Source organism: Mesorhizobium sp. B2-1-3A, assembly GCF_006442655.1.
In the GTDB taxonomy this organism is placed as follows: Bacteria; Pseudomonadota; Alphaproteobacteria; order Rhizobiales; family Rhizobiaceae; genus Mesorhizobium.
In genome coordinates this window covers 1-22,626 of record NZ_VFWK01000001.1, presented here as the reverse complement: position 1 = coordinate 22,626, position 22,626 = coordinate 1, and the positions used below count along the sequence as shown (strand labels likewise).

Annotated in this window: 24 protein-coding genes, 3 tRNA genes and 1 pseudogene; 16 read left to right on the top strand and 12 right to left on the bottom strand. The window is 61.8% G+C overall.

Translation table 11 applies throughout. The features are described from left to right. Nucleotides 1–73 precede the first annotated feature (73 nt). The 3 genes from FJ977_RS00135 (at nucleotide 74) to FJ977_RS00125 (ending at nucleotide 3,419) form a co-directional block, all read left to right on the top strand. The gene (locus FJ977_RS00135) at nucleotides 74–1,108 is read left to right on the top strand and encodes an extracellular solute-binding protein (RefSeq protein WP_140767707.1); all 1,035 of its coding nucleotides are present in this window, start codon (nucleotides 74–76) and stop codon (nucleotides 1,106–1,108) included. Between the two features lie 94 nt (nucleotides 1,109–1,202). After that, on the top strand, nucleotides 1,203–2,666 hold the full coding sequence (locus FJ977_RS00130) for an amidase (protein WP_140767706.1): 1,464 nt from the start codon (nucleotides 1,203–1,205) through the stop codon (nucleotides 2,664–2,666). 51 nt (nucleotides 2,667–2,717) lie between these two features. Next, the gene (locus FJ977_RS00125) at nucleotides 2,718–3,419 is read left to right on the top strand and encodes a TetR/AcrR family transcriptional regulator (RefSeq protein ID WP_140767705.1); all 702 of its coding nucleotides are present in this window, start codon (nucleotides 2,718–2,720) and stop codon (nucleotides 3,417–3,419) included. Between the two features lie 6 nt (nucleotides 3,420–3,425). Here the strand turns inward: FJ977_RS00125 and FJ977_RS00120 are convergent, their stop codons facing one another. Genes FJ977_RS00120 through FJ977_RS00100 form a run of 5 tightly spaced genes read right to left on the bottom strand, consistent with a single transcriptional unit; the run spans nucleotide 3,426 to nucleotide 8,006 of the window. Then, nucleotides 3,426–4,187 carry an MBL fold metallo-hydrolase gene (locus FJ977_RS00120; RefSeq protein ID WP_140767704.1) on the bottom strand — a complete coding sequence of 254 codons (762 nt, stop codon included), beginning with the start codon at nucleotides 4,185–4,187 and terminating at the stop codon, nucleotides 3,426–3,428. Between the two features lies 1 nt (nucleotide 4,188). Continuing rightward, nucleotides 4,189–5,253 (bottom strand): ABC transporter ATP-binding protein, encoded by a 1,065-nt coding sequence (locus FJ977_RS00115; protein ID WP_140767703.1) that lies wholly within the window; start codon nucleotides 5,251–5,253, stop codon nucleotides 4,189–4,191. Then, nucleotides 5,250–6,032, bottom strand: coding sequence for an ABC transporter permease (locus tag FJ977_RS00110; RefSeq protein ID WP_140767702.1), 783 nt, complete (start codon nucleotides 6,030–6,032; stop codon nucleotides 5,250–5,252). Before FJ977_RS00110 ends, FJ977_RS00115 begins: the two co-directional genes overlap by 4 nt. A gap of 2 nt (nucleotides 6,033–6,034) precedes the next feature. Then, nucleotides 6,035–6,901, bottom strand: coding sequence for an ABC transporter permease (locus FJ977_RS00105; protein WP_140767701.1), 867 nt, complete (start codon nucleotides 6,899–6,901; stop codon nucleotides 6,035–6,037). 13 nt (nucleotides 6,902–6,914) lie between these two features. Next, nucleotides 6,915–8,006 carry a spermidine/putrescine ABC transporter substrate-binding protein gene (locus tag FJ977_RS00100; protein WP_140767700.1) on the bottom strand — a complete coding sequence of 364 codons (1,092 nt, stop codon included), beginning with the start codon at nucleotides 8,004–8,006 and terminating at the stop codon, nucleotides 6,915–6,917. A 91-nt stretch (nucleotides 8,007–8,097) separates the two neighbouring features. Here FJ977_RS00100 and FJ977_RS00095 point away from each other — a divergent pair, with 91 nt between their 5' ends. From FJ977_RS00095 to FJ977_RS00085, 3 genes are all read left to right on the top strand, one after another. Continuing rightward, a complete protein-coding gene (locus tag FJ977_RS00095) occupies nucleotides 8,098–8,712 on the top strand; it encodes a TetR/AcrR family transcriptional regulator (protein ID WP_140767699.1) in 615 nt (204 codons plus the stop codon). Nucleotides 8,713–9,325: 613 nt separating this feature from the next. Further along, nucleotides 9,326–10,681 carry a CHASE3 domain-containing protein gene (locus tag FJ977_RS00090; RefSeq protein WP_140767698.1) on the top strand — a complete coding sequence of 452 codons (1,356 nt, stop codon included), beginning with the start codon at nucleotides 9,326–9,328 and terminating at the stop codon, nucleotides 10,679–10,681. Nucleotides 10,682–10,852: 171 nt separating this feature from the next. Further along, nucleotides 10,853–11,938, top strand: coding sequence for a sugar ABC transporter substrate-binding protein (locus FJ977_RS00085; RefSeq protein ID WP_140767697.1), 1,086 nt, complete (start codon nucleotides 10,853–10,855; stop codon nucleotides 11,936–11,938). Between the two features lie 76 nt (nucleotides 11,939–12,014). On the opposite strand, the gene FJ977_RS00080 is transcribed toward FJ977_RS00085, so the two are convergent. Continuing rightward, a tRNA-Thr gene (locus tag FJ977_RS00080) sits at nucleotides 12,015–12,090 on the bottom strand. A 134-nt stretch (nucleotides 12,091–12,224) separates the two neighbouring features. Between FJ977_RS00080 and FJ977_RS00075 the strand changes: the two genes are divergently transcribed. From FJ977_RS00075 to FJ977_RS00065, 3 genes are all read left to right on the top strand, one after another. Further along, nucleotides 12,225–12,392 (top strand): hypothetical protein, encoded by a 168-nt coding sequence (locus tag FJ977_RS00075; RefSeq protein ID WP_140767696.1) that lies wholly within the window; start codon nucleotides 12,225–12,227, stop codon nucleotides 12,390–12,392. Nucleotides 12,393–12,468: 76 nt separating this feature from the next. Then, the gene (locus FJ977_RS00070; protein WP_246682793.1) at nucleotides 12,469–12,756 is read left to right on the top strand and encodes a hypothetical protein; all 288 of its coding nucleotides are present in this window, start codon (nucleotides 12,469–12,471) and stop codon (nucleotides 12,754–12,756) included. Nucleotides 12,757–12,977: 221 nt separating this feature from the next. After that, nucleotides 12,978–13,283 (top strand): BA14K family protein, encoded by a 306-nt coding sequence (locus FJ977_RS00065; RefSeq protein WP_056566846.1) that lies wholly within the window; start codon nucleotides 12,978–12,980, stop codon nucleotides 13,281–13,283. A 67-nt stretch (nucleotides 13,284–13,350) separates the two neighbouring features. On the opposite strand, the gene FJ977_RS00060 is transcribed toward FJ977_RS00065, so the two are convergent. Both FJ977_RS00060 and bhcR read right to left on the bottom strand, forming a co-directional pair. Beyond that, nucleotides 13,351–13,734: a hypothetical protein gene (locus FJ977_RS00060; RefSeq protein WP_246682792.1), complete on the bottom strand. Its 384-nt coding sequence runs from the start codon at nucleotides 13,732–13,734 to the stop codon at nucleotides 13,351–13,353. Nucleotides 13,735–13,960: 226 nt separating this feature from the next. Then, the gene (gene bhcR / locus FJ977_RS00055) at nucleotides 13,961–14,782 is read right to left on the bottom strand and encodes an HTH-type transcriptional regulator BhcR (RefSeq protein ID WP_140767694.1); all 822 of its coding nucleotides are present in this window, start codon (nucleotides 14,780–14,782) and stop codon (nucleotides 13,961–13,963) included. Nucleotides 14,783–14,994: 212 nt separating this feature from the next. On the opposite strand from bhcR, the gene gcl reads away from it, so the two are divergent. The 3 genes from gcl (at nucleotide 14,995) to FJ977_RS00040 (ending at nucleotide 18,611) form a co-directional block, all read left to right on the top strand. Beyond that, nucleotides 14,995–16,776 carry a glyoxylate carboligase gene (gene gcl / locus FJ977_RS00050; protein WP_140767693.1) on the top strand — a complete coding sequence of 594 codons (1,782 nt, stop codon included), beginning with the start codon at nucleotides 14,995–14,997 and terminating at the stop codon, nucleotides 16,774–16,776. A 17-nt stretch (nucleotides 16,777–16,793) separates the two neighbouring features. Continuing rightward, nucleotides 16,794–17,591, top strand: a complete 798-nt coding sequence (gene otnI, locus FJ977_RS00045; RefSeq protein WP_140767692.1) for a 2-oxo-tetronate isomerase — start codon at nucleotides 16,794–16,796, stop codon at nucleotides 17,589–17,591. Between the two features lie 102 nt (nucleotides 17,592–17,693). Continuing rightward, complete coding sequence (locus FJ977_RS00040) at nucleotides 17,694–18,611, top strand: 2-hydroxy-3-oxopropionate reductase (RefSeq protein WP_140767691.1); 918 nt, start codon at nucleotides 17,694–17,696, stop codon at nucleotides 18,609–18,611. 121 nt (nucleotides 18,612–18,732) lie between these two features. Here FJ977_RS00040 and FJ977_RS00035 read toward each other — a convergent pair whose 3' ends face one another. Next, nucleotides 18,733–19,581, bottom strand: a complete 849-nt coding sequence (locus FJ977_RS00035) for an RNA methyltransferase (protein ID WP_140767690.1) — start codon at nucleotides 19,579–19,581, stop codon at nucleotides 18,733–18,735. A 202-nt stretch (nucleotides 19,582–19,783) separates the two neighbouring features. On the opposite strand from FJ977_RS00035, the gene FJ977_RS00030 reads away from it, so the two are divergent. Continuing rightward, nucleotides 19,784–19,868 (top strand) — tRNA-Tyr (locus FJ977_RS00030). A 90-nt stretch (nucleotides 19,869–19,958) separates the two neighbouring features. Continuing rightward, a tRNA-Gly gene (locus tag FJ977_RS00025) sits at nucleotides 19,959–20,032 on the top strand. Between the two features lie 80 nt (nucleotides 20,033–20,112). Here the strand turns inward: FJ977_RS00025 and FJ977_RS00020 are convergent. Next, the gene (locus FJ977_RS00020; protein WP_140767689.1) at nucleotides 20,113–20,571 is read right to left on the bottom strand and encodes a YidB family protein; all 459 of its coding nucleotides are present in this window, start codon (nucleotides 20,569–20,571) and stop codon (nucleotides 20,113–20,115) included. 131 nt (nucleotides 20,572–20,702) lie between these two features. Between FJ977_RS00020 and FJ977_RS00015 the strand changes: the two genes are divergently transcribed. Continuing rightward, nucleotides 20,703–20,960 carry a GlsB/YeaQ/YmgE family stress response membrane protein gene (locus FJ977_RS00015; RefSeq protein WP_056566410.1) on the top strand — a complete coding sequence of 86 codons (258 nt, stop codon included), beginning with the start codon at nucleotides 20,703–20,705 and terminating at the stop codon, nucleotides 20,958–20,960. A 150-nt stretch (nucleotides 20,961–21,110) separates the two neighbouring features. Here FJ977_RS00015 and FJ977_RS35640 read toward each other — a convergent pair whose 3' ends face one another. Continuing rightward, nucleotides 21,111–21,248, bottom strand: a complete 138-nt coding sequence (locus FJ977_RS35640) for a hypothetical protein (protein ID WP_181179429.1) — start codon at nucleotides 21,246–21,248, stop codon at nucleotides 21,111–21,113. Nucleotides 21,249–21,366: 118 nt separating this feature from the next. After that, nucleotides 21,367–22,254, bottom strand: coding sequence for a DMT family transporter (locus FJ977_RS00010; RefSeq protein ID WP_140767688.1), 888 nt, complete (start codon nucleotides 22,252–22,254; stop codon nucleotides 21,367–21,369). A gap of 295 nt (nucleotides 22,255–22,549) precedes the next feature. Here FJ977_RS00010 and FJ977_RS00005 point away from each other — a divergent pair. Continuing rightward, a pseudogene (locus tag FJ977_RS00005) lies at nucleotides 22,550–22,626 on the top strand (elongation factor Tu); the annotation flags it as partial.

Below are 22,626 nucleotides of genomic sequence, written 5' to 3'. Positions count from 1 at the left end.
CGCCAGGCTTGTTCATCAGCAGGAGACGGACCGAGGCGGCAACGCGGCCGGTCCTAACAATGGGAGCACTAGCATGAACTGGAAACTGACCTCGGCGGCCCTGGGGCTGTCGCTGCTTGCCGTGACAGGCGTGGCCCGCGCCGATGGCGAACTCAACATCTACAACTGGGGCAACTACACCAGCCCGGACCTGATCAAGAAGTTCGAGGAGACCTACAAGATCAAGGTCACCGTAACGGACTACGATTCCAACGACACCGCATTGGCCAAGGTCCGCCAGGGTGCATCCGGCTATGACATCGTGGTGCCGTCGGCCAGTGTCGTGCCGATCTGGATCAGCGAAGGTCTGCTCCTGGAAACCGATCCCAACAAGATGGAGAACTTCAAGAATGTCGATCCACGATGGGTCGATGTTCCCTTCGATCCGGGCCGCAAATACACAGTCCCATGGCAGTGGGGCACGACAGGCATTTCGGTGAACAAGTCGGTCTATGCCGGCGACCCGAACACGTCTGCGATCTTCCTCGACCCGCCGCCTGAGCTCGTCGGCAAGATCAATGTCGTGCCCGAAATGGGTGACATCATGTTTCTCGCCATCGCCTATGAGGGCGGCAAATACTGCACCGACGACATGCAGGTGCTGAAGAAGGTGCATGACAAGCTGGTCGAGGCAAAGGCGAAGTGGCTGTCGCTGGATTATGCGGCTGTCGACGGCCTGGGCAGGGGCGACATTGCCGCCGGCGTCAACTGGAACGGCATATCGCTGCGCGAGCGGCTCGAGAACGCCAAGATCGTCTACGGCTATCCCAAGGAAGGTTTCCCGATCTGGATGGACAATGTTGCCGTCCTCAAGGACGCCAGGAATGTCGAGAACGCCAAGCTCTTCCAGAACTTCATCATGGACCCGAAGAATGCCGCCATGATTTCGGCTTTTGCCCGCTATGCCAACGGCATCAAAGGCTCCGAGGCTTTCATGCCGGACGACATGAAGACGGCGCCTGAAGTGGCAGTTCCGGCTGAATTCGCCGCCAAGGGCCAGTTCATGCCGGCCTGTCCACCGGATGTGCAGGCGCTCTACACGAAGATCTGGACCGACCTCCAGAAATAGCGCCGCCAACACCAACGAACAGCCACCGGACCGCGACACGCGGTCCGGCAACCCTTCATGCCAAGTGCGATCTCACGATCGCGGGAGACTTCCGATGTCCGATCTCGACCTTTGCTACATGCCGGCCAACGAGGCGCTGCGGCTGTTCAAGGCGAAGAAACTGTCGCCCGTCGAATTGATGCGGGCCACCATCAGTCGCGCCGAAGCCACCAGATCGGCGATCAACTGCCACACCTTCACGCATTTCGAGGAAGCGATGGGATTGGCCGCCAAGGCCGAGGCGAAATATGCAAAGGGCGCCAGGACCGGCGCGCTCGAAGGCCTGCCGATCGGTATCAAGGACGAGAGCTACATCAAGGGCAAGCCGACCTCGCACGGCTCGCTGCTGTCGAAGGATGCCGTTGGTGGCCACACCTCGACCATGAACGAACGCATCATGAAGGCTGGCGGCATCGTCCATGCCCGCACCGCGACACCGGAATTCAGCTGCGCCGGCTATACTTGGTCGAAGCGGTGGGGTGTCACCCGCAACCCATGGAATCGCGACTTCACGCCAGGCGGCTCGTCGGGCGGTTCGGCGGCAACGCTCGCTTCCGGCACATCGTCGATCGCCACCGGCTCTGACATCGCCGGGTCCATCCGCATTCCCGCCTCGGCCTGCGGTCTTGTCGGCTTCAAGCCGCCTTACGGCCGCAATCCGGACGAGCCGCCCTTCAACCTCGATTTCTATTGCCACACCGGACCGCTGGCGCGAAACGTGAGGGATGCGATCCTGCTGCAGAATGTCATGGCCGGACCGAGCCCGCTCGACATCGCCACGCTGCGTCCCAAACTGCGCCTGCCGCTCGACTACAAGCCGATCAAGGGCTGGAAGATCGCATTGTCGATGGATCTCGGTTCCTTTGAAGTCCATCCCGACGTGCGGAAGAACACGCTTGCCGCCTGCGATGTGTTCCGCTCGCTGGGTGCCACTGTCGAGGAGGTCGACCTCGGCTGGGGCGATGAAGTGCTCAAGGCCGGCATTGCTTATCTCGAGCACCTGTTCGGCGCCTCCCTGTCGCAACTGCTCAAGAAGCACGGCAAGGACATGACCAGCTATGCCAGGCAGTTCGCCGAGGACGGGCAGAAATCCAAGGCCACGGAGTTTGTCGCGACCCTCGATGTGGCGGCACGGATGTATCAGACGCTTGGCCCGTTGCTCGAGACCTACGATGTGCTGATCTGCCCGACGAACGCGCTGCCCGCGGTGCCGGCGGAGTTCGACCAGACCAGGGACAAGGTCGAGATCAACGGCAAAGAGGTGAACCCATCGCTGGGCTGGGTGATGACGACGCCGTTCAACATGCTGAGCCGCTGCCCGGTTCTGACCATACCGTCGGGCCGCGCCGCCAATGGCGTGCCGACTGGCATGCAGATCGTCGGCCGCACCTATAGCGATGCCGATGTCTTCCGCGCAGGGTTGGCCTATGAAACGGCTCAGGGCCAATGGTATGGAAACGCGCAGACACGTCCGGCGTTGAGCGATTTCCGGGATGAGCTGGCGTACCATATGCCGTAGTAACTTATGCGGCGGGATAGTTCCGCCGCAGGTCCGAAAGGCCTGACGAAAATGGCGCAACGCAAGGCAACCGCAAAGCCTGAGAAACGCAAGGCTGTGGCAACGAAGGGCGCGGCAAACGATGCCGCGCCTCCCAGGGACCGTCGGCGCGAGCGTGGCGAAGCGAGCGTGCAGCGCATCATCGACGCCACCATCGAGCTCATCGCGGAGGAGGGCCTGGCGAGCGTCACCATGCAGCGCATCGCCGAACATGTCGGCTCGTCCAACGCGCTGGTCGTCTTTCATTTCCGCAGCAAGGAGAACCTGTTCCGGGCGGTGCTGCAATATCTCAGCGATCAGTATGACGCGCTCTGGGTCACGCTGGTGCGGGCACCCGGCCTGTCGCCGGTTGAACGGTTATTGGGCGCGGTCGATTGCGCGCAACGCTTCGCCCGGCAGCATCCGAAATGGGTTTCTGTCTTCGTCGTGTTCTCCAGCGACCGTAAAAGCATGCAGATTTACAATGAAATCGGCCTGCCGAGCGACCTGGCCTACACCGCCGAAGCGCGCGAGCTGCTGGTCGAGATTTCGCGCAGCGGCGGCTACACCGGCGTCGACATACAAACCTTGTCGGAGAGCCTGAATTATCTGGTTCACGGCGCGTGGTATTGGGATCATCTGAACCCTTCCAGCCGTGACACCGATGTGCTGCGCAAGACCATGCTGCTCCTGCTGCATCAGGCATTTCCAAGGCATTTCGAATTGATTCGTTGATCCGATCTAAGGGGGCGGCCGCAGATGGCAGCCGGCCTGCCGCTTCCGCGCCAGGTATTCGTCTACAAGCTGGCGGTAGCGCACCTTGCCGAAGCTCGGAAAATGGCCGCCATGCACGACCGAGACATCAAGGTCGCGCATGGCGAGCAGGGTCGCCGCATAGTCCGGGACATCCGAGTGGTAAGCGTCGTCGATCAGCGGGCCATCATAGATGATGTCGCCGGACAGCAGGATGCCGGTCTTTCGCTCGTAGAGTGCTATGCCGCCGGGTGAATGACCGGGCGTGTGGATCACCTCGAAGGCGCGGTCGCCGAGATCGACGACGTCGCCATGTTCGAGCAAGCGGTCGGCCGGGGCGGGCAGGATCCGGTAGCGGGACGACTCCCAACCCCGCGGCAATCGATCGAACATATCGTCGGTCGCATAGCGGTCGGCCACTGTCCATTCATTGCGCGGATCGGCGAGGATTTCCGCCTCCGCGCGGTGCACGCAGCGGTCGGGAAATTCGTGATGGCAGCCGATATGGTCGAAATGCGTGTGGCTGGCGACGCAGGTCAGCTTGCGCTCGCTCACCAGAGGCACATGCGTGCGCAGGCTGAAATGGCCAATACCGGTGTCGAACAGAAGATCGCGGTCGCGGCCGCGCACATGCCAGATGTTGCAGCGGAAGAACGGCTTGATCCATGGCTCGTGGATCAGCGTGACGCCGTCGGCCATGCGGATGGTCTCGTACCAATCAGCGGCGTCGATGGCCGGAAGAGTTCCCATTTCAGTCCGCCAAAACGATGATCTGGTCGGTATCGCACGAAACGGCAACCGTGTCGCCGGGCTGGACGGTGGCTGACGCTTGCAGCTTGGCGATGAACTGCAGCGAGGGATCTTCGGCGGAAATGGCAAGCACGCGCTTGAAACTGCCCTGGAAGACCACGTCGCTCACTTTTGCCATGCCGAGACCCGCGGTGCCCGTGGCTCCGCCGAGAATGAGATGCTCCGGCCGTATGGCCAGCGCAATGGCCGAACCCGCAGGCAAAGTGCCGGCCACCAAAACCGGTCCAACCGGCGTCGCGACGGTGATCGTCCTGTCCTTGGCCTCCGTCACCTTGCCGGCAAGGATCGTGCTTTCACCCATGAAGGTGGCCGAAAAACGTGTCGCCGGCCTGTGATAGACGCGCTCGGGCGGGCCTTCGTCCTCGATGCGGCCATCATTCATCACCACGCAATGGTCGGCCAGCGCCATTGCCTCTTCCTGGTCGTGGGTGACATGGATGAAGGCGGTGCCGACGCGCTTCTGGATCGCCTTCAACTCGTCCTGCATCTGCCGGCGCAGTTTGAGGTCGAGCGCGCCGAGCGGCTCGTCGAGCAGCAGTACCGCCGGCTCGATCACCAGCGCCCGCGCCAGCGCCACGCGTTGCCGCTGCCCGCCGGAGAGCTGGTGCGGTTTCTTTTCGAAGGCGGAGCCCAGCCCGACCAGCGCCAGCGCTTCGCGCGCCCGGGCGGCCCGCGTCGTTCCGTCGACGCCTTGCATGCGCAGTCCAAACCCGACATTGCCGCCGACGCTCATGTGCGGAAACAGTGCATAGTCCTGGAACACGGTCGTCGTCGGGCGCTTGGCCGGCGGCGTCGCGGTGCAGTCCTCGCCGCGGATGAACACCTTGCCTTCGCTGGGCGTGACGAAGCCGCCCAGGATAGAAAGCAGCGTCGTCTTGCCGGAGCCCGACGGCCCGAGCAGGATCGTGTAGCTGCCGGGCTCGATCCGCAGCGAGATGTCTTTCAGTACGGCCAGCTGCCCGAAACGGTGCGAGACGTTGCGAATGTCGACCAAGGGCGCGCTCATGCCGGCTTTCTCCGCAACAGGGTCAGTTCGAACAGCACCACCAGCACGATGGAAACGGCAAAGACCAGCGAACCGACGGCGTTGGTTTTCGGGTTGAGGCCGGAGCGCAGCAGGTTCCAGATTTCCACCGGCAGCGTGGTGTCGAAGCGCGTCAGCAGGAAGGAGATCACGAACTCATCCCAGGAGAAGGTCATCGACAGGAAGAAGCCGGCGAAGATGGCCGGCGCCATCACCGGCACGGTGATGAGGAGCAGCACCTTCCATTCCGGCGCGCCGAGGTCGCGCGCGGCGCGCTCGATGTTGATCTGGTGGTCGCCCATCTGGCTGTAGATGATGGCGAAGCACAGCGGCAGGTTGATCACGACATGGCCGATGCCGGCGGCAAGCAACGATTTCGGCACGCCGGCCCAGTTGAACAGCACCAGGAGCCCCATGCCGATGATGAGGTAGCTGACCGTCAGCGGCAGCGTGATCAGGCCGCGCAGCAGGCCGGAGCCCGGCAGCATGAAGCGGGCGAAACCCCAGGCCGAGAGGAAGCCAAGCGTGACGGCGGTGGCCGAGGAAAGCACCGCAACCATCAGCGAATTGACCAGCGCCGAAGTCAGCCGCGCGTCGGAGAGCACCGCGTCGTACCAGCGTAGCGATGGGCCGGTGAAGGGGGGAATGGGGAAGGAGGTCGACTGGAGCGAGAACAGCACCAGCACGACAACCGGCAGGAAGATGAAGCCGTAGACGGCAAGCGCATAGACCCAGGAAGCGAGGCGGACAAACTGGCGCATGGTCAGGCCCGCTCGATCTTCAGCCAGCGCGCGCAGGCGAGGTAGGCGATGGTGACGACGGCCATCAGGATGATCGACAGCGCCGAGGCCAGCGGAAAATCGCCGCGCCGGCCGATCTGCATCATCACCAGTTGCGGCATCAGAAGCTCGTTGTTGCCGCCGAGGATCTGCGGCGTGATGTAGTCGCCGATGCACAGCACGAAGGTGAGGAAGGCGCCGACCATGATGCCGGGCAGGGTCAGCGGCAGAATGACATGCAGGAAGGTTCGCATCGGCCCGGCGCCGAGATCGGCGGCCGCCTTGCGGTAACTCGGGCTGAGCTGCTTGAGGTTGGCGAAGATGGTCAGCGTCAACAGCATGACGAAGAAATGCACGAAGCCGGTGACGGTGGCCAGGCGTGTATTGGCCAGCTGCAGCGGCTCGGAGATAAGGCCTGAACCGGTCAGCACGCGGTTGATGACGCCGTTCTGCGCCAGCACCAGCAGCCAGGAATAGGAGCGCACCACATAGGACGTCCAGAACGGCAGCACGGCCAGCATCAGCGCCAGCCGCTGCCAGCGTTCCGGCACCTGTTCAGCGAGGATCCAGGCAAAGGGATAGGCAAGCAGCACCGAGACCACGGTGACGATCGCCGTCACTTGCAACGAGTTCACCATCGCCTGCCAGTAGGAAGGGTTGGTGAAGAACTGGCTGTAATTTGTGAGCGTGAAGCCGCCGCCCTCATGCGCCGTGAGACTCGAAAACCCCATGGCGATGAACGGCAGCACGAAGAACAGCAGCGTCCAGCCGAGCGCCGGCGTTACCAGCGCCCAGGGCAGGGCGCGGCCCGTCCGAGGCGGGGCACGTCCGCTGTTTGCCGAAGCGCTCATCAGCGGCAGGCGCTCACTTCGCCTGCAGCATTTCAGTCCACATGTCCTGCATCTTCTTGTCGAGATCGGCATTGGGCGCCGGATAGGCTTGCGCGCGGGCGAGGAAGCCCGGCTGCTCGTCGAAACGCAGGATCTTCTTCTGCTCGTCGGTCAGCGCTGCCTTGGTGTTCGACGGCATGCCCCAATAGCAGGAGGAAGTGGCAAGCCGCGCCTGGCCTTCCGGGCTCAATATGTACTGGATAAACTTCAGCGCCATGTCCTTGTTCTTGGAATCCTTGAACATGGCGAGCGATTGCGACCACAGCACCGCGCCCTCTTTCGGGATCGAAAAATCCAGCGCCGGGTTTTCCTTCGCCAGCCCCGCCGTCACCCATTCGCCGCCGCCGACCAGAATATCGACTTCGCCGGTGGCGAGTGCCGTCTGGCTGGCGGTCACTTCGCCGACCAGCTTGGCGTTGGCCTTCATCTTGAGAAGCTCTTCCTTGAGGGCGGGCAGGTCGGCTTCGGTCAGATCCGCCGTCTTCTTGCCGATGGCGAGCGCCGCCATGCCGATGACCGGCAGGTAATAATCGTAGATGGCGACCTTGCCCTTGTATTTGTCTGATGTCAGCGATGCCAGGGACTGCATGTCGGCCGGATCGACCTTGGCCTTGTTGAAGCCGATCGTGTTGTAGCCGAATTTTTCGGTGATGCCGTAACGCTTGCCGCCCACCACTGTGGAGCCGTCCATCTTCACCTGTGGGAAGAGGTCGGCGAAGGGCAGTTTGTCTTCCGGCAGCGGCTCGAACAGGCCCTTTTCGACGCCGCGCGGCACGTCGATCGAGTCGATCACCATCACGTCCCAGTCGCCTGGCTGCGACTGCTCGACGATGGCCAGACCGGCGCCGGTGCCCTCGAATTCCTTGACGTTGACCTTGACGTTGTTGGCTTCCTCGAAGGGCTGCAGCAGCGCCGGATCGGAATGATCGCACCAGATCAGCGCGTTGAGATCGGCGGCCTCAGCGAGGCTGCCGGCGGCAAGCAGCAGTGCCGTGGCGGCGCATGCCGCGTGCAGGTGGCGCTTCAGGACGGACAGCGGATTCCCGGATGTGGATTTGATGGACATCGAGTGTTCTCCCTTGCCTTTGTGGCTTCTTGCAAAAAATTGAACCAATTCTAAAATTGAGTCAATTCTGTTTTTATGGCAAGAGGCCGATATGAGCGGATTGCGGGCAAGGCAAAAGGCGGACCGGCACAGGCGCATCATCGAAGCGGCGGCGGCGCTTTTTCGCGAGGCCGGCTATGAGGGCGCCAAGATCGAGGCGATCGCCGCCCAGGCGGAGGTCTCGGTCGGCACGATCTACAATTACTATGAGAACAAGGGCGATATCCTCGGCGCCATCGTCTCGCTGGAGGTCAACGAGGTGCTCAATGCCGGGCGCGGCGTCGTCGCCCGGCCGCCGGCCAATGTCGGCGATGCGCTGGACACGCTGGTCGGCATCTATATCGAGCACTCGCTGCACTATCTCAGCAAGGAGATGTGGCGGCAGGCGATGGCGATCTCGACGCAATTGCCCGACAGCCCTTTCGGCCAGGCCTACACCGCGCTCGACCGCTCGCTCACCGAGCAGATCCGAGCGCTGATCTCCCGGCTGCAGGAGCTAGGCCTGGTGCGCCGGGACATAGACGGGGCAGCCCTCGGCGAACTGATCTTCAACAATATGAACATGATGTTCATAGAGTTCGTGAAGCGTGACGAGGCCAGGATACCGGAACTGCGCGCCGCGATACGCCGGCAGAACCGGATATTGGTGGCGGCGATTGGGGTGTGATGGGATTACGGCCGGAGCGGCTGAGCGGTTGACAGGTGTCTTTGGCGCAGCCTGTGCGAAAACCACTCGAGAGAGGTGCCTAAGTTCGGTGCCCAGCTAGCGCATGTGGCATGTGAATAGCTTGTAGAAGGGGCAATGCGCAGCTTTTTCGGCGTTCTCTTGGCATCCGGCCGTCGCCTCTCCGCCAGACGGGGCCGCAAAAGTAACTCTATCCATCGTCGGCTGGGAAACGTCCCTGCTACAATCCGCCGACCACGCTCCAACGCGGCCGAATTGGCCTTCACCCCTAACGGTCACCCGTTCAGATGGCAAAACGGCATCCCGACACGACTACGACAACATGCATCTTGTCTTTCAGAAGGTTGGATCAAGGATCGAAGTGGTTCGGATTCAGTTCGAAGGCCTGCCGGAAATCCAGCGCTCCGCTTTTTTCGAGAAATGCCCGAACTAGGGCATTGGGCGGTTAGCGGCGCTGCCGTGTCGTTCCCACCAGTTCGCAGGGCCGGAAGATGTCGGCGCAAAATCAACGCCCAGCAGCAAGTTTTGCATGTGCGGCTTATTAGCTCTCACTACATGATGGCGCGGCCACTCAAAATCGGGCAGGAATGCCCAGATGCCAGTTTCCAGCCGCAAAATTGTCCGACTCACATCCGCGTCCCTGCTCATAGGGTTTGCGGCGCTTATGGCCATCGTCGCCACCAACTTCTGGCTGGGGCAGAGAGCTCAATCCTATTTCGACAATGCGATTGAGGCGCGCGACACGCGTATCGCGGCCGTCGAGTTGAGAAATGCAATGCAGACGGCGGAGGCGAGTGAGCGCGGCTTCGTCATCACCGGGAACGAGATCTATCTGGGGCCTTACCAGACCGCCAAGGCGCAAGCGCAGCGTCATCTGCAGACTTTGCAAACCTCGCTGACATCCTACCCCAATTCGCAATCCACGCTGCAACGGCTATCCGCGATCATAACCACCAAGTTTAATGAGCTCGACCAAACGATAGCTCTCAAGCGTGATCAGCGCGACGCCGAGATACTGGCGATATTCCGCACCAACAGAGGCAAGGCTCTGACCGACGAAGCCAACGTGTTCTTTTCGGGGATCATTGGACGAGCCGATGACCGGCTGACGTCAGGGGTCGCCGAACAGCGTGCCAACAGCGCATGGCTGCGGCTCGTTTCGGCAATCGGCGGGTTCGTCATCGTCGCGGTGGTTGGCGGAGCAGCCTATGGTGCCGCTCGGTACACCAGAGAACTTCGCGACACGCGCGACGAGGTCAATGCGCTCAACAGCGAGCTAGAGCAACGGGTCGCCACCCGTACCGAGGACCTGGCCAAGGCGCGCGATCGGGCCGAAGTGCTCTTGTCGGAGGTCAATCACCGCGTGGCCAATAGCCTGGCTCTGGTCTCGTCGCTGGTGAACTTGCAATCGAAGGCCGTCGGAGACCGCGCTTCGAAGGATGCGCTCGCCGAAACCCAGGATCGCATCTTTGCGATTTCGCTCGTTCACAAGCGGCTCTACGGCTCATCCGACGTCCGCTCGGTTGATTTGGACGAATATCTCATCGGGCTGCTCGATCACCTGCGAACCTCGCTGCGCAGCCAAGTCCATGGTGTGGGCCTGTCTTACAACATCGACCAGATCAAGCTCGAAACCGACATCAGCATCAACCTTGGCGTGGTGATCACCGAACTGGTCACCAATGCCTTCAAATACGCTTATCCGGATGGTGTCGGAGAAGTCCGCGTCCGGCTCAGCAAGCTGCCAGGCGAGCAAGCGGAATTGGTGGTTGAAGATGATGGGGTCGGAAAGGTTGAAGGTACGCCCGCCAAAGGGACCGGTGTTGGCAGCAGGATCATCCATGCCATGTGCATCAGCCTGGGTGCCAAGATCGAGTATCGAACGCTTCAGCCGGGAACAGCCGCTCATTTGCAGTTTTCGACGAAACCACGGCGCTCTACCGCCGCATAGTAGACCGCGCCGTCGCGAGGTGGAAAAATTGACTGCAGCAGCACCGCGCGTGTGATGTGATAATCATGGCGCCAGCAATTGACGCCGACGGGGGCAGATGTGTTTGATCATAAGAAGATTGCCTGCCGATGGCCAGCCGGGTCAGCGATAGCTCTGCTTCTAATTGCCACGATGAGCGGGACTTTCGCGAGTGCCGGGGAAGGCGGCCCGGGCATTACGCAGCGGACAGTATTCCCCGCCTTCGATCCAAACGCGCCCTCATGCAACGCCCCGGCTGGTCTCACAAAAGTGCTGGCCTATGTGCAGGAGAACGACCGCGACTTCCTGCAGGGGGTCGACCATGGCCTGACCATGGCCGCAAAGAATCGGGGCTTGGAATATCGAAGAGTTCTGGTGGAAAATGATGTGGGAAAGGCGATAACACAGGTTCAGTCCTTGGTGGCGGCAAAGGTTGGCGCCATGGTTGCCACCTCTCCGGATCCGGCGGCTTTCAGTCCCGCCCTTCAGCAGGCAATCTGGTCGGGTGCGTTTGTCGGCACCATCGTGCCTCCGCCGGCAACACTGCTGCTCAATGCACCGCAATATCGAACGGGCAAGGTGCTGACCGACGCAGCGATCGATCACATCAAAACCAAGCTCGGCGGGAAGGCCAAGGTCGTTCTGCTGACCCAGGATACGATGGAGTTTCTGGCGCCTCGGTTCGAGGCAATGCGCGCCGGCCTGAATGCGATGCCCGGCGTGACGATCGTGGCGGATATCGCGCCGAAGCCGGTTAGCAAGGAAGGCGGGTTCGCCACCATGCAAACCATCCTTCTTGCCAATCCAGACATCGACGTGGTGCTCGGCGGCGACGCGGTTGTGCTTGGTGCGCTGGAGGCGTTGCGTGCGGCGGGGAAAGATCGGCCCGACCAATTCCTCGGCGGAATTGACGGCGAGCCGGAGGCTGTCGCTGAAATCAGGAAAGGAAACAGCCCTTACAAGGCGAGTATCTCGTTGTCCTCGCCGGTTTTCGGGTATGCCATGGGAGAGTTTGCAGCCGACTGGCTTGGAGGCAAAAGTATTCCCCAGGCGATGGACATCCTTCCCATAGCGCTGACGAGCGCCAACCTTGCGCAGTATGAGGCCGACCTGAAGGACCCAGCCTCGGTTTATGCGGACGCGGTGCGACGGGACGCCTATCTGAAAACGTACGGGAACATCTGCTACGACAGCCGCGACAGATACGTAAACTTCCCTTGGTCGTCGGAGCAGAAGTAGCCGATCGCTGCTGGGGTCTTATCCTCGCTGCTTGGCAGGCGAGTGAGCAACAAAAGCCGAACTGTCTCGGGTGAACTGGTGCCCCCGGCAGGAATCGAACCCGCGACCTTCGGTTTACAAAACCGCTGCTCTACCAGCTGAGCTACAAGGGCATGGCGCCCCGTTAGCATATTTCGTGCGCCAGTAAAGACAAAACTCCATTTTCAGTTACCCGCAGCGTGCTGAAATTCACGAAGACACTTCCTACATGGATGTCAGGTGCAATCGCTTCGGACTGGAGTGTCGCATGATCAGGCTTGTCATCATTCTCCCCATCATCGTCATCGCCTGGATGCTGCTGGTGAAGCTCATCAGCGACGTGAAGAAGGCCAATGTCGACTGGACCGGCGTGACCACGATCGTCGGCTTCATCGCGCTCGCCTTCTGGCTGCGCCACATCACGGGCATGGGGTGAAGGGGGTAGTCAGTAGTGGTCCGCGACCCCATGTGATCCGCCTCTCGCTACTCCTCCGCCTCACCGAAAAATCTCCTTGACCTTCGAACCTTTTCCCGCGCCACGCCGACTGAGGTTCGGAGGCGAATGGGTCGCCTCGATCAAGGACCAGGAGATCATCGTGTTCAAGCGCACTCTGACATCAGGCCTCATCGCCATTTTCGTCGCCACCGGCGCGCTCGCCGGCACTGTCGGCACGTCGTCTGCCCACGGCATGCACAGTCATCATCACAACCATCACCACAAGAAGCACTTCAAGAAGCATTGGTGGTGGCACCACAACCATCATCACCACAAGCACGGCAAGGTGATCATTTTCCTTTGATGGAGGGACCCACTTCTCCTCAAAAGGGCGGCTTCGGCCGCCCTTTTCCGTTCGCTGCGCCCATCTTCCGATCGTGTGACGAAGTGAGAGATACCGGGCGAGGGGACGACCGGGCCGGCTCTGCAAAAATCGAAAAAAGATTCGAACCTTTTCCTGCGCGGCAACGACAGATGATCAAGAGGCGGATGGATCGCCTCGGTCAACGAAGCAAGGAGATCATCATGTTCAAGCGCACACTCGTTTCCGGCCTCATCGCCACCACCGCCGCCACCACCATGCTGGTCGGTACTGTTCAGCCTTCGGCGGCCCATTCGCATCACCACGACCTCGGCATCGGCATCGCCGCCGGCGTCGGCGGGTTCGTGCTGGGCAGCCTGCTCGCCCAGCAGCCGCCGCGTACCGTCTATGTCGACGAAGACGGCGGTTCCTGGCACGTCCGCCGCTGCTTCGATCGTTACTCCAGCTACGATCCGGACTCGGACACCTATGTCGGTTACGACGGCTATCGCCACTACTGCCGGCTCTGAGGGGAGGACTGTTCAACAACAGAAAGGGGGCTCGCTTGAGCCCCTTTTTCCGTTGTCTCACAGATGCTTACAGTTGCGTTTTCGAGCTGGGGTCGGGGATTGGCAATCCGGCCGCGTTGCATGTGCTGCCGACAATATGCCTCGTTTCTGAAGCGTCGCCCATGGCGACGAGTTCGAAGCTGCTTCCCGAATCCGGGTAGATCTTGGCAATGAAGGCTTGGTCGCGGCCGTAGCGGCCGGAAGAATCCTTGCCGTTGACGAAGCCGCAGACGACGATCTCCTTGCGGCCGTTCAGCGTCCGCTCGCCGGCAAGCATCCTTCCGAACCTGGCGGAAGCAGGATCCGGCAAGCGCTGACGGATGCCGGTGGTTATGATCTCCTCCAGGGCAAGCGGGATCGGAATGGGATCGACCCGCTGGCCGCCGGCATCAGGTCGAGGTGTCGCCGCCACGCATCCGCAAAGTGAAGCCGTAAGCAAGAGCTGAACCGTTTTCCGCATCCGTGCCCTTTCGCATGCATTCGAATGCCGCGGCAAGGCGGTGTCATGCTGCCGGCGGTGTCGAGCGATTTTGCGAACGTCCAATCGGCCATTCGAGAGCCAACAGAGGGGAGAGTGACCTTGGACGAGCAGGACCCTGACTGCGACCAGGAGCGCGTTGCCCTGGTCAAGCCGCTGATCAACCGGCTTGCGCGCCGCCGATCATCCTGGTCACTTCGGCCGCGGCACTGCGCACCATCGGGCCGATCTCGGCCAGCCGTTCCGGCGTCACCCGCACGGTCGGCCCGGATACGGAGACACCGCCGATCGGTTCGCCGAATTCGTTGAAGATGGCGGCGGCCACGCAGCGCATGCCGGGATGCCGCTCCTCGTCGTCGACCGACCAGCCGCGCTGCTTGATGACAGCTAGGTCGTGGGCGAGGGCAGGAATCTCGGAAAGCGTCTTGTCGGTGAAGCGCTGCAGGCCGGCCTTGCGCAGGATTGTCCCGACGCGCTCCGGTTCGAGATGCGCCAGCACCGCCTTGCCGATGCCGGACGCGTGGAAGGGGCTGCGCGTACCCGGTCGGAAGAAGGCGCGGATAGCCTGATGCGTCTCGACCTGGCTGACGAACACCACGCAATCATCCTCGGCGACGCCGAGATTGGCGGTCTCGCCGGTTCTTTCCATCAATTCCTGCATGACGATGCGGGCGCGATCGACCAGCTTGCGGCGGCGCAGGAAGGCCGCGCCCATGCGATAGGTTTCGACGCCGATCGACCACAACTGGTCGGATGTGTCGAACTCGACCATGCCGTGGTTTTCGAGCGTCGTCAGCATGCGGTAGGCGGTGGAGGCGGCGAGGCCGCTTTGCGCCGAAATCTCGCTCAGCGACAGGCCGCTGCCCTCCGCGACGATAGCCAGGATGCGCAAGGCCCGGTCGAGCGATTGCACCGAACCGGCCTCGGATGGTCCGTTGAAAGCGCGCGGACGACCACGCTGCCGTTTCTCTGTGGTTTCCATGGCGCCAGTCTCGCCGATTTCTCCAAACGTGCAATGAAAAAGTTTTTCAATTAGGCGAGGAAGAAAATCCTGGAAAACCGAAAAACGAATAAAATCAGGGCACAGGAGCCATTTTCTAGAAATGAAAAAATATTCTGAAAAAATTGAAAAATAGCTGGCTTGCTGCCATTCTCGGCCATCCAACAATGACAACCCCAGTGGAGGGCCGGAAAATGGCCAGGATGCGCTCTGTCGATGCGGCGGTTCTCGTTCTCGAAAAGGAAGGCATTTCCTGCGCCTTCGGCGTGCCGGGTGCGGCGATCAATCCGCTCTATTCGGCGCTGAAGGCGAGGGGCACCATCCGCCACGTGCTGGCCCGTCACGTCGAGGGCGCCTCGCATATGGCCGAAGGCTACACCCGCGCCAAGGCGGGCAATATCGGGCTCTGCATCGGCACTTCGGGCCCGGCCGGCACCGACATGATCACCGGGCTTTATTCGGCGGCGGCCGATTCCATTCCAATCCTGTGCATCACCGGGCAGGCGCCGCGGGCACGGCTGAACAAGGAGGATTTCCAGGCGGTCGACATCGCCGCCATCGCGGCACCAGTCGCCAAATGGGCGGTCACCGTCATGGAGCCTTATCTTGTCCCGATGGCGCTGCAGAAGGCATTTCACCTCATGCGCTCGTCGCGGCCCGGCCCGGTGCTGATCGACCTGCCGGTCGACGTGCAACTGGCCGAGATCGAATTCGATATCGACGCCTATGAGCCGCTGGCGCCGTTCAAGCCGGCGATGACGCGCGCCCAGGCGGAAAAGGCGCTGGCAATGCTGAACGCGGCCGAAAAGCCGCTGATCGTCGCTGGCGGCGGCATCATCAACGCCGACGCGTCGGATCTGCTGATCGAGTTTGCCGAAATATCAGGCGTTCCGGTCATCCCGACGCTGATGGGCTGGGGCGCGATCCCCGACGACCACCGGCTGATGGCCGGCATGTGCGGACTGCAGACCTCGCATCGCTACGGCAATGCGACGATGCTCGAGGCCGACTTCGTCTTCGGCATCGGCAACCGCTGGGCCAACCGCCACACCGGCTCGGTCGACGTCTACACCAAGGGCAAGAAATTCATCCATGTCGACATCGAACCCATTCAAATTGGCCGCGTCTTCGCGCCGGACCTCGGCGTTGTGTCCGATGCGGGTGCCGCGCTGAAAATGCTGCTCGACGTTGCCACCGAGTGGAAGACGGCCGGAAAGCTGCGCGATTGGTCCGGCTGGGCAAAGGACTGCCAGGGCCGCAAGAAGACGATGAAGCGCAAGACGCATTTTGATCAGGTGCCGCTGAAGCCGCAGCGCGTCTATGAGGAGATGAACAAGGCGTTCGGCCGTGACGTCACCTATGTCACCACGATCGGCCTGTCGCAGATCGCCGGCGCGCAGTTCCTGCATGTCTACAAGCCGCGCAACTGGATCAATTGCGGCCAGGCCGGGCCGCTCGGCTGGACGCTGCCCGCTGCCCTTGGTGTTCGCGCTGCCGATCCGGACCGCACCATCGTGGCGCTGTCGGGCGACTATGATTTCCAGTTCATGATCGAGGAACTGGCGGTCGGCGCGCAGCACAAGCTGCCCTACATCCACGTCGTCGTGAACAACGCCTATCTCGGCCTGATCCGCCAGGCGCAGCGCGGTTTTGCGATGGACTACGAGGTGAGCCTTGCCTTCGAGAACATCAACCGGTCAGGCGATCCAGAAGCCGGCTATGGCGTCGACCACGTGGCAGTCGCCGAGGCGATGGGCTGCAAGGCGGTCCGGGTGCGCAAGCCCGAGGAGTTTGCGGGTGCCTTCAGGCAGGCGCAGCGGCTGATGAAGGAGCACCAGGTTCCCGTCGTGCTCGAATTCATCCTCGAGCGCGTCACCAACATCTCGATGGGCACCGAGATCGACAAGATCACCGAATTCGAGGAACTTGCCGAACATCAGGAAGACGCCCCGACCGCTATCGTGATGCTCGACTGATAAGAAGGACAAGAAGAATGCCACGTTTTTCGGCCAACCTATCGATGCTCTTCGGTGAGTATGATTTCCTCGATCGCTTCGACGCAGCCGCACGCGCAGGCTTCAAAGGCGTCGAATATATCGGGCCCTACGACCATGCGCCCGAGGTGGTGGCGGCGAGACTGAAGAAGAACGGTCTGACCCAGGTGCTGTTCAACCTGCCGGCCGGCGACTGGGGCAAGGGCGAGCGCGGCATTGCCGTACTGCCGGACCGCGTTCCGGAATTCCGCCAGGGCATCGCCAAGGCGATCACCTATGCACAGGCGCTCGGCTGCCCGCAGGTCAATTGCCTGGCCGGCATCGCGCCCGCCAGCGCCGACCGCAAGGTGCTGGAGGATGTCTTCACTGAGAACCTCGCCTTCGCGGCGGAGAAACTGGAGCAGGCCGGCATCCGGTTGCTGATCGAGCCGATCAACACCCGCGACATTCCGGGCTTTTTCCTGAATTACTCAGACCAGGCGCTGGCGATCATCGACCGCGTCGGCTCGAAAAACCTGTTCCTGCAATACGACATCTATCACATGCAGATCATGGAGGGGGATCTCGCCCGTAAAATCGAGGCCAACCTCGGCCGCATCGCGCATATCCAGCTTGCGGACAATCCCGGCCGGCACGAGCCGGGAACGGGCGAGATCAATTATCCCTTCCTCTACGACCACATCGACCGCATCGGCTATCCCGGCTGGATCGGCGCGGAATACAAGCCGAAGGCCGGCACCGAAGCCGGGCTTGGATGGTTCCGGGGGTTGGCCGGGCAGGGGAGCGCGGCGGCTTAAGAGCCAGCGCCGAAGCTGCCAATCTCCCCACCTGTGGGGGAGATGGCCGGCAGGCCAGAGGTGCGCGAAGGAACGCGGCCCAACAAAAGACGGAGAAAAACAATGGAAACCATAGGCTTCATCGGCCTCGGCATCATGGGCGCGCCGATGGCGGGGCATCTGCTGGATGCCGGCTACAAGGTCATCGCCAGCGAGCATCGCTCCAAGCCGCCGGCGGATCTCGTCGCCAAGGGCCTGAAGTCAGTCTCCGGCCACGCCGCCGTCGCCAAAGCGGCCGACATCGTCATCACCATAGTGCCCGATACGCCGCAGGTCGCCGATGTGCTGTTCGGCGACAACGGCGTTGCCTCCGGCCTGACCAGGGGTAAGCTGGTCATCGACATGAGCTCGATCTCGCCGATCGAGACCAAGGTGTTCGCCCGCAAGATTAACGAGCTCGGCTGCGACTATCTCGACGCGCCGGTCTCCGGCGGCGAGGTCGGCGCCAAGGCGGCGTCGCTCACCATCATGGTTGGCGGCGAGGACAAGCCGTTCGAGCGCGCAAAACCCGTCTTCGAGAAGATGGGCAAGAACATCACTTTGGTCGGACCGAACGGTGTCGGCCAGACCACCAAGGTTGCCAACCAGATCGTCGTCGCGCTGACCATTGAAGCCGTCGCCGAAGCGCTTGTTTTTGCATCGAAAGCCGGTGCCGATCCGGCCAAGGTCAGGCAGGCGCTGATGGGCGGGCTGGCGGCCTCGCGCATTCTCGAAGTGCATGGCGAGCGCATGGTCAAGCGCACCTTCGCGCCGGGCTTCCGCATCGAACTGCACCAGAAGGATCTCAACCTGGCACTAGAGGGCGCCAAGGCGCTCGGCGTCTCGCTGCCCAACACCTCGACCACGCAGCAGCTGTTCAATTCCTGCGCCGCCAATGGCGGCGCGAAGGAGGATCATTCGGCGCTGGTCAGGGCGCTGGAACGGATGGCCAATTTCGAGGTCGGCGGCGAAGTGGCCGCAATCAAGGGCAAAGCGGCATAGGCCGGGAGAAGGCGGCGTAACGTTCCCAAGTCGCCAACTCCTGTCCGTCGAAGAACGGGTTTCGGCGTCTGTCGCCGGAACCCGTTTCTCGTTTGGAGCAAATAGTCTGCTTGTTTCCGGTTCAGCCGCGCTTCAAGAATGCCCGCGCCGCGTAAAGGCTGACCGCTGCCGCGTTCGACACGTTGAGCGAGCGGATGGCGCCGGGCATATCGAGCCGCGCCAGCGTCGTCACCGTCTCGCGCGTCTTCTGGCGCAGGCCCTTGCCTTCGGCACCGAGCACCAGCGCGATCCTGTCGCTGGCAAAGCTGGTCTCGAGCTCCGCCGGCCCGTCCGAATCAAGCCCGATCGTCTGGAAGCCGGCCTCATGCAGTTGCCCGAGCGCGTCGGCCAGGTTCTTCACCTCGATCTGGTCGATATGCTCCAGCGCGCCGGAGGCGGATTTCGCCAGCACGCCCGATTCCTGCGGGCTGTGGCGCGCCGTGGTGATCAGCGCGCCGGCCCCGAAGGCGACCGCCGAGCGCAGGATGGCGCCGACATTGTGCGGATCGGTGACCTGGTCGAGCACCAGCACCAGCTTGGTGTCGCCGAGCGCGTCGAGGCGCTTGGGTTTCAGCGGTTCCGCCTCGATCAGCACGCCCTGATGCACGGCATCCGATCCGGTTATCTTGTCGATGTCCCTGGGTTCGACCAGTTCCGCCTTGAAGGGCAGGGCGGCAAGATCGGCAATCTCAAGACGCTCGGACGCATTGCGTGTCACCAGCATTTTGCGAATCTTGCGGCGCGGATTGTCGAGTGCGGCGCGCACCGTGTGCAGGCCATAAAGCCGCACCAGGCCGTCGGAGGCGTTTTCGCCGGGCGGAACGGGTTGGCGCGGCCGGAACGCAGGCCCGCCGCCGCTTTTCTCGTCGCGGTGCGCGCGGCGCAGCTTGGCGTAATGGGTGTCTTTGGGGGTATTGGTCTTGTTGCTCATGGCCGGCTTCTATAGCCGTCTGCCGCGGCCAAGGATATGGCCCGTCGCCGCAGCCGGCGAACAACATCGAAAAACCCTTCCTGCGCGGTTGACACCCACTGGCCTTGCCGCCATAAGGCGCTTCGCTGATTTCGGAGAAGACATCTATCTCGGGCTCCGGGATCGGCAAGAATGCCTCGTTGCATGGCTCCGGCGGCAGACTGGAGAGGTGCCCGAGTGGTTAAAGGGGACGGACTGTAAATCCGTTGGCTTAGCCTACGTTGGTTCGAATCCAACCCTCTCCACCACTGCCGGCCCGGAAGCCCTGAAACGAGAAAAGCATCGGGCCGAAAAGTGCATGGCGCTTTTCGGGTGAATCCGATACTTCAGTGCAAGGCGCGGGTATAGCTCAGTGGTAGAGCAGCAGCCTTCCAAGCTGAATATGCGGGTTCGATTCCCGCTACCCGCTCCAGATTTTCATCCCCGCGATCGGTAAGCCCGGACACTGCGCGGCAATCCGCGCAGCGCTTCAGGGCATCAATGTGCGCCGCGTCAGCTGTTGAACGCCGAAGCCACCTGGTGCTGGTGCGGCACCTGGCCGTTCGGTGTCAGTTTGTCGACGATACCGGGCAGGGCGGTGGACAGCTGCTTGAGCAGTTCCTGCTCGTCCAGTCCGGTGCGTTGTGCGATCTCGTGGATGACTTGCGGCCCGAGTGCTGTTCCGAGATCATTGGCGTTGATCGACTGGTTCTGCCCGGTGCCGACCCATGAATCGGCGACATTGCCGTGGCCGGCATCTTTCAGTTTGTCCAGCAGGCCGCCCAGTCCGCCGAGCAGGCCGCCGTCGCTGGCGGTGGTTGCGGTCGGGTCGGATGGCGCCGGTGCCTGAGGCTGGTCAGGCTGTTCGGCACTTCTGCCGCTCAGCATCTTTCCGACCAGCAGCGCGCCAAGCGCGATCATCAGCGGTTTGGTGATGTTGCCGCCGGGAACGGCGTTGTCAAAAAGTCCCATAGTGGATCCTCCAATCTCGACCAAGCCCAGCCCATCTACAACAATGGCGCATCCGTGCGGAATTTCAAGCTGGCTTGAGGTTTTGGCAATCATATGAAAATGTCGGGGCGGCGGGGGATGGAGAGGAAAAAATGTCAATCATCAGCTGGATCATACTCGGCGTCATCGCCGGCTTCCTGGGCAGCAAGATCGTCAACAAGACCGGCCAGGGCATGATAATGGATATCGTGCTTGGTATCGTCGGCGCCATTGTCGGCGGCCTGATCTTCAGTGCCTTCGGCGCATCGGGCGTCACCGGCCTCAACATCTACAGCCTGATCGTCGCGGTGGTTGGCGCGGTGGTTGTGCTGTGGGCCTACCATCAGTTCAGCGGACGCCGGACGCTTTAGCGTAGTTCCAGGAAAAGTGTGAAACAGTTTCCGTCCGGAATTGCGTCAAAACAAAAGGCTTGGAGGGGTCGCCGTTTCCGCGAAACGGCGGACGCTCCAAGCGTCTGATATTTTGAATTTTTGCCGAGGCAAGACCAGCTTCGGGCTTGCCTATGGCATCAGCACCGCATCGGCCGCGGCGAAGAAGATCAGCGTTCCCGCGATGAATACCACCCAGCCGACCAGCGATTTGCGAATGGCGGCCTTGTGCTCGGCGTCGGAATTCTTCTTCTGGTCAAAATCGGTCATGGGGAACCTCCCTTGGCTGAATTGATCATGTCTTCGCCGGATAGACGATACATAGCCGAATAGACGATCAATCTGGCCTCTACAACAGCGGCGGAAGACAGGCGCAATGGCGCCGATACTAGGCGACGACAGTCAGCCTCCGTTTGCGCTGATCCAGCGACACGATGGTCAGTCCGCTGCCCACCACCAGCAGGATGCCGCAGACCGCCAGCGTGTTGGGGAACTGCCCGAACACCAGCAGGCCTGAAATGACGGCCCAGACGGTGAAGCAGTAGTAGAACGGCGCCACCGCGCTGGTCGGCCCGACGCGATAGGCCATGAAGATGAAGAAATGGCCGAAGATAAGGAAAAAACCGGCGCCGGCCATCAGCAGCAAATGGCGCCCCTCGGGCATGACCCAGCGCTCGGATATCAGATGCGCGGCACCCGCGCCGACCAGCACCACCAAGACGGCGGAAATCGCCACGATCATCCCCGGCACTTCCGCCGGGACATGCCTGCCGGCCAGGTCGCGCGCGGCCGACAGCGCCGCGTTGCCGAGCGCCAGCAGGGCATAGACCGAAATGCCTTGCATGGTCGGCTGCGCCACCATCAGGGCGCCGATGAAGCCAAGTCCGATCAGCGCCATGCGCTGGCCGCCGATGCGTTCGCCAAACAGGATCGACGAGCCGACCAGCATCAGCAGCGGCGTGATTTGTCCGAGCGCGGTGGAATCCGCGATCTGCATGTTGGCGAGCGCAACGACATAGCAAAGGATCGCCGCGAGCTCGAGCAGGTTTCGGCGCAGCACATGGCCGTCGAAGATCAGTGGAATCTGTTTGCCGTAGCCGAGCAGGAACAGCAGCGGGAAGCCCCAGAGTGTCGCCGCGGCCCCGCGCAGGAACAGCACCTCGTAGGAGGGCAAGCCTGCCGTTGCGAGTTTCATCATCGTGTCGTTGACGAGATACGACCCGGTCGAAACGATCATGAACAGCGGGCCTCGGATCGAGGTAGGGATGAAATGCATGGGGTCAGGAGATCAGACCTCGATGGCCGCCGCAATGGGCCATCAACTGGCCGTGATCGAGACAGGGACTGGCGGACAAGAGGATGGGATGCAGGCCGTGGTCGATCGGCCGGCCAGCCCATTTCATTTCACCCATCGACTACCTATATCAGCGCCACATCCCCGCAATCGGATCCCAGGTTCGGACTGAGTGAGACGGCACCCGGCCAAAAGACGCTTGTGTTTTTTGGCCTTTGTCGCTAATCGCCCCGCATTCGACTGAACTGAAGGTCAAGGCCGTCCAAGGAAAGAGACTATGGCAAAAGGTAAATTCGAGCGCACTAAGCCTCATGTGAACATCGGCACGATTGGTCACGTTGACCATGGCAAGAC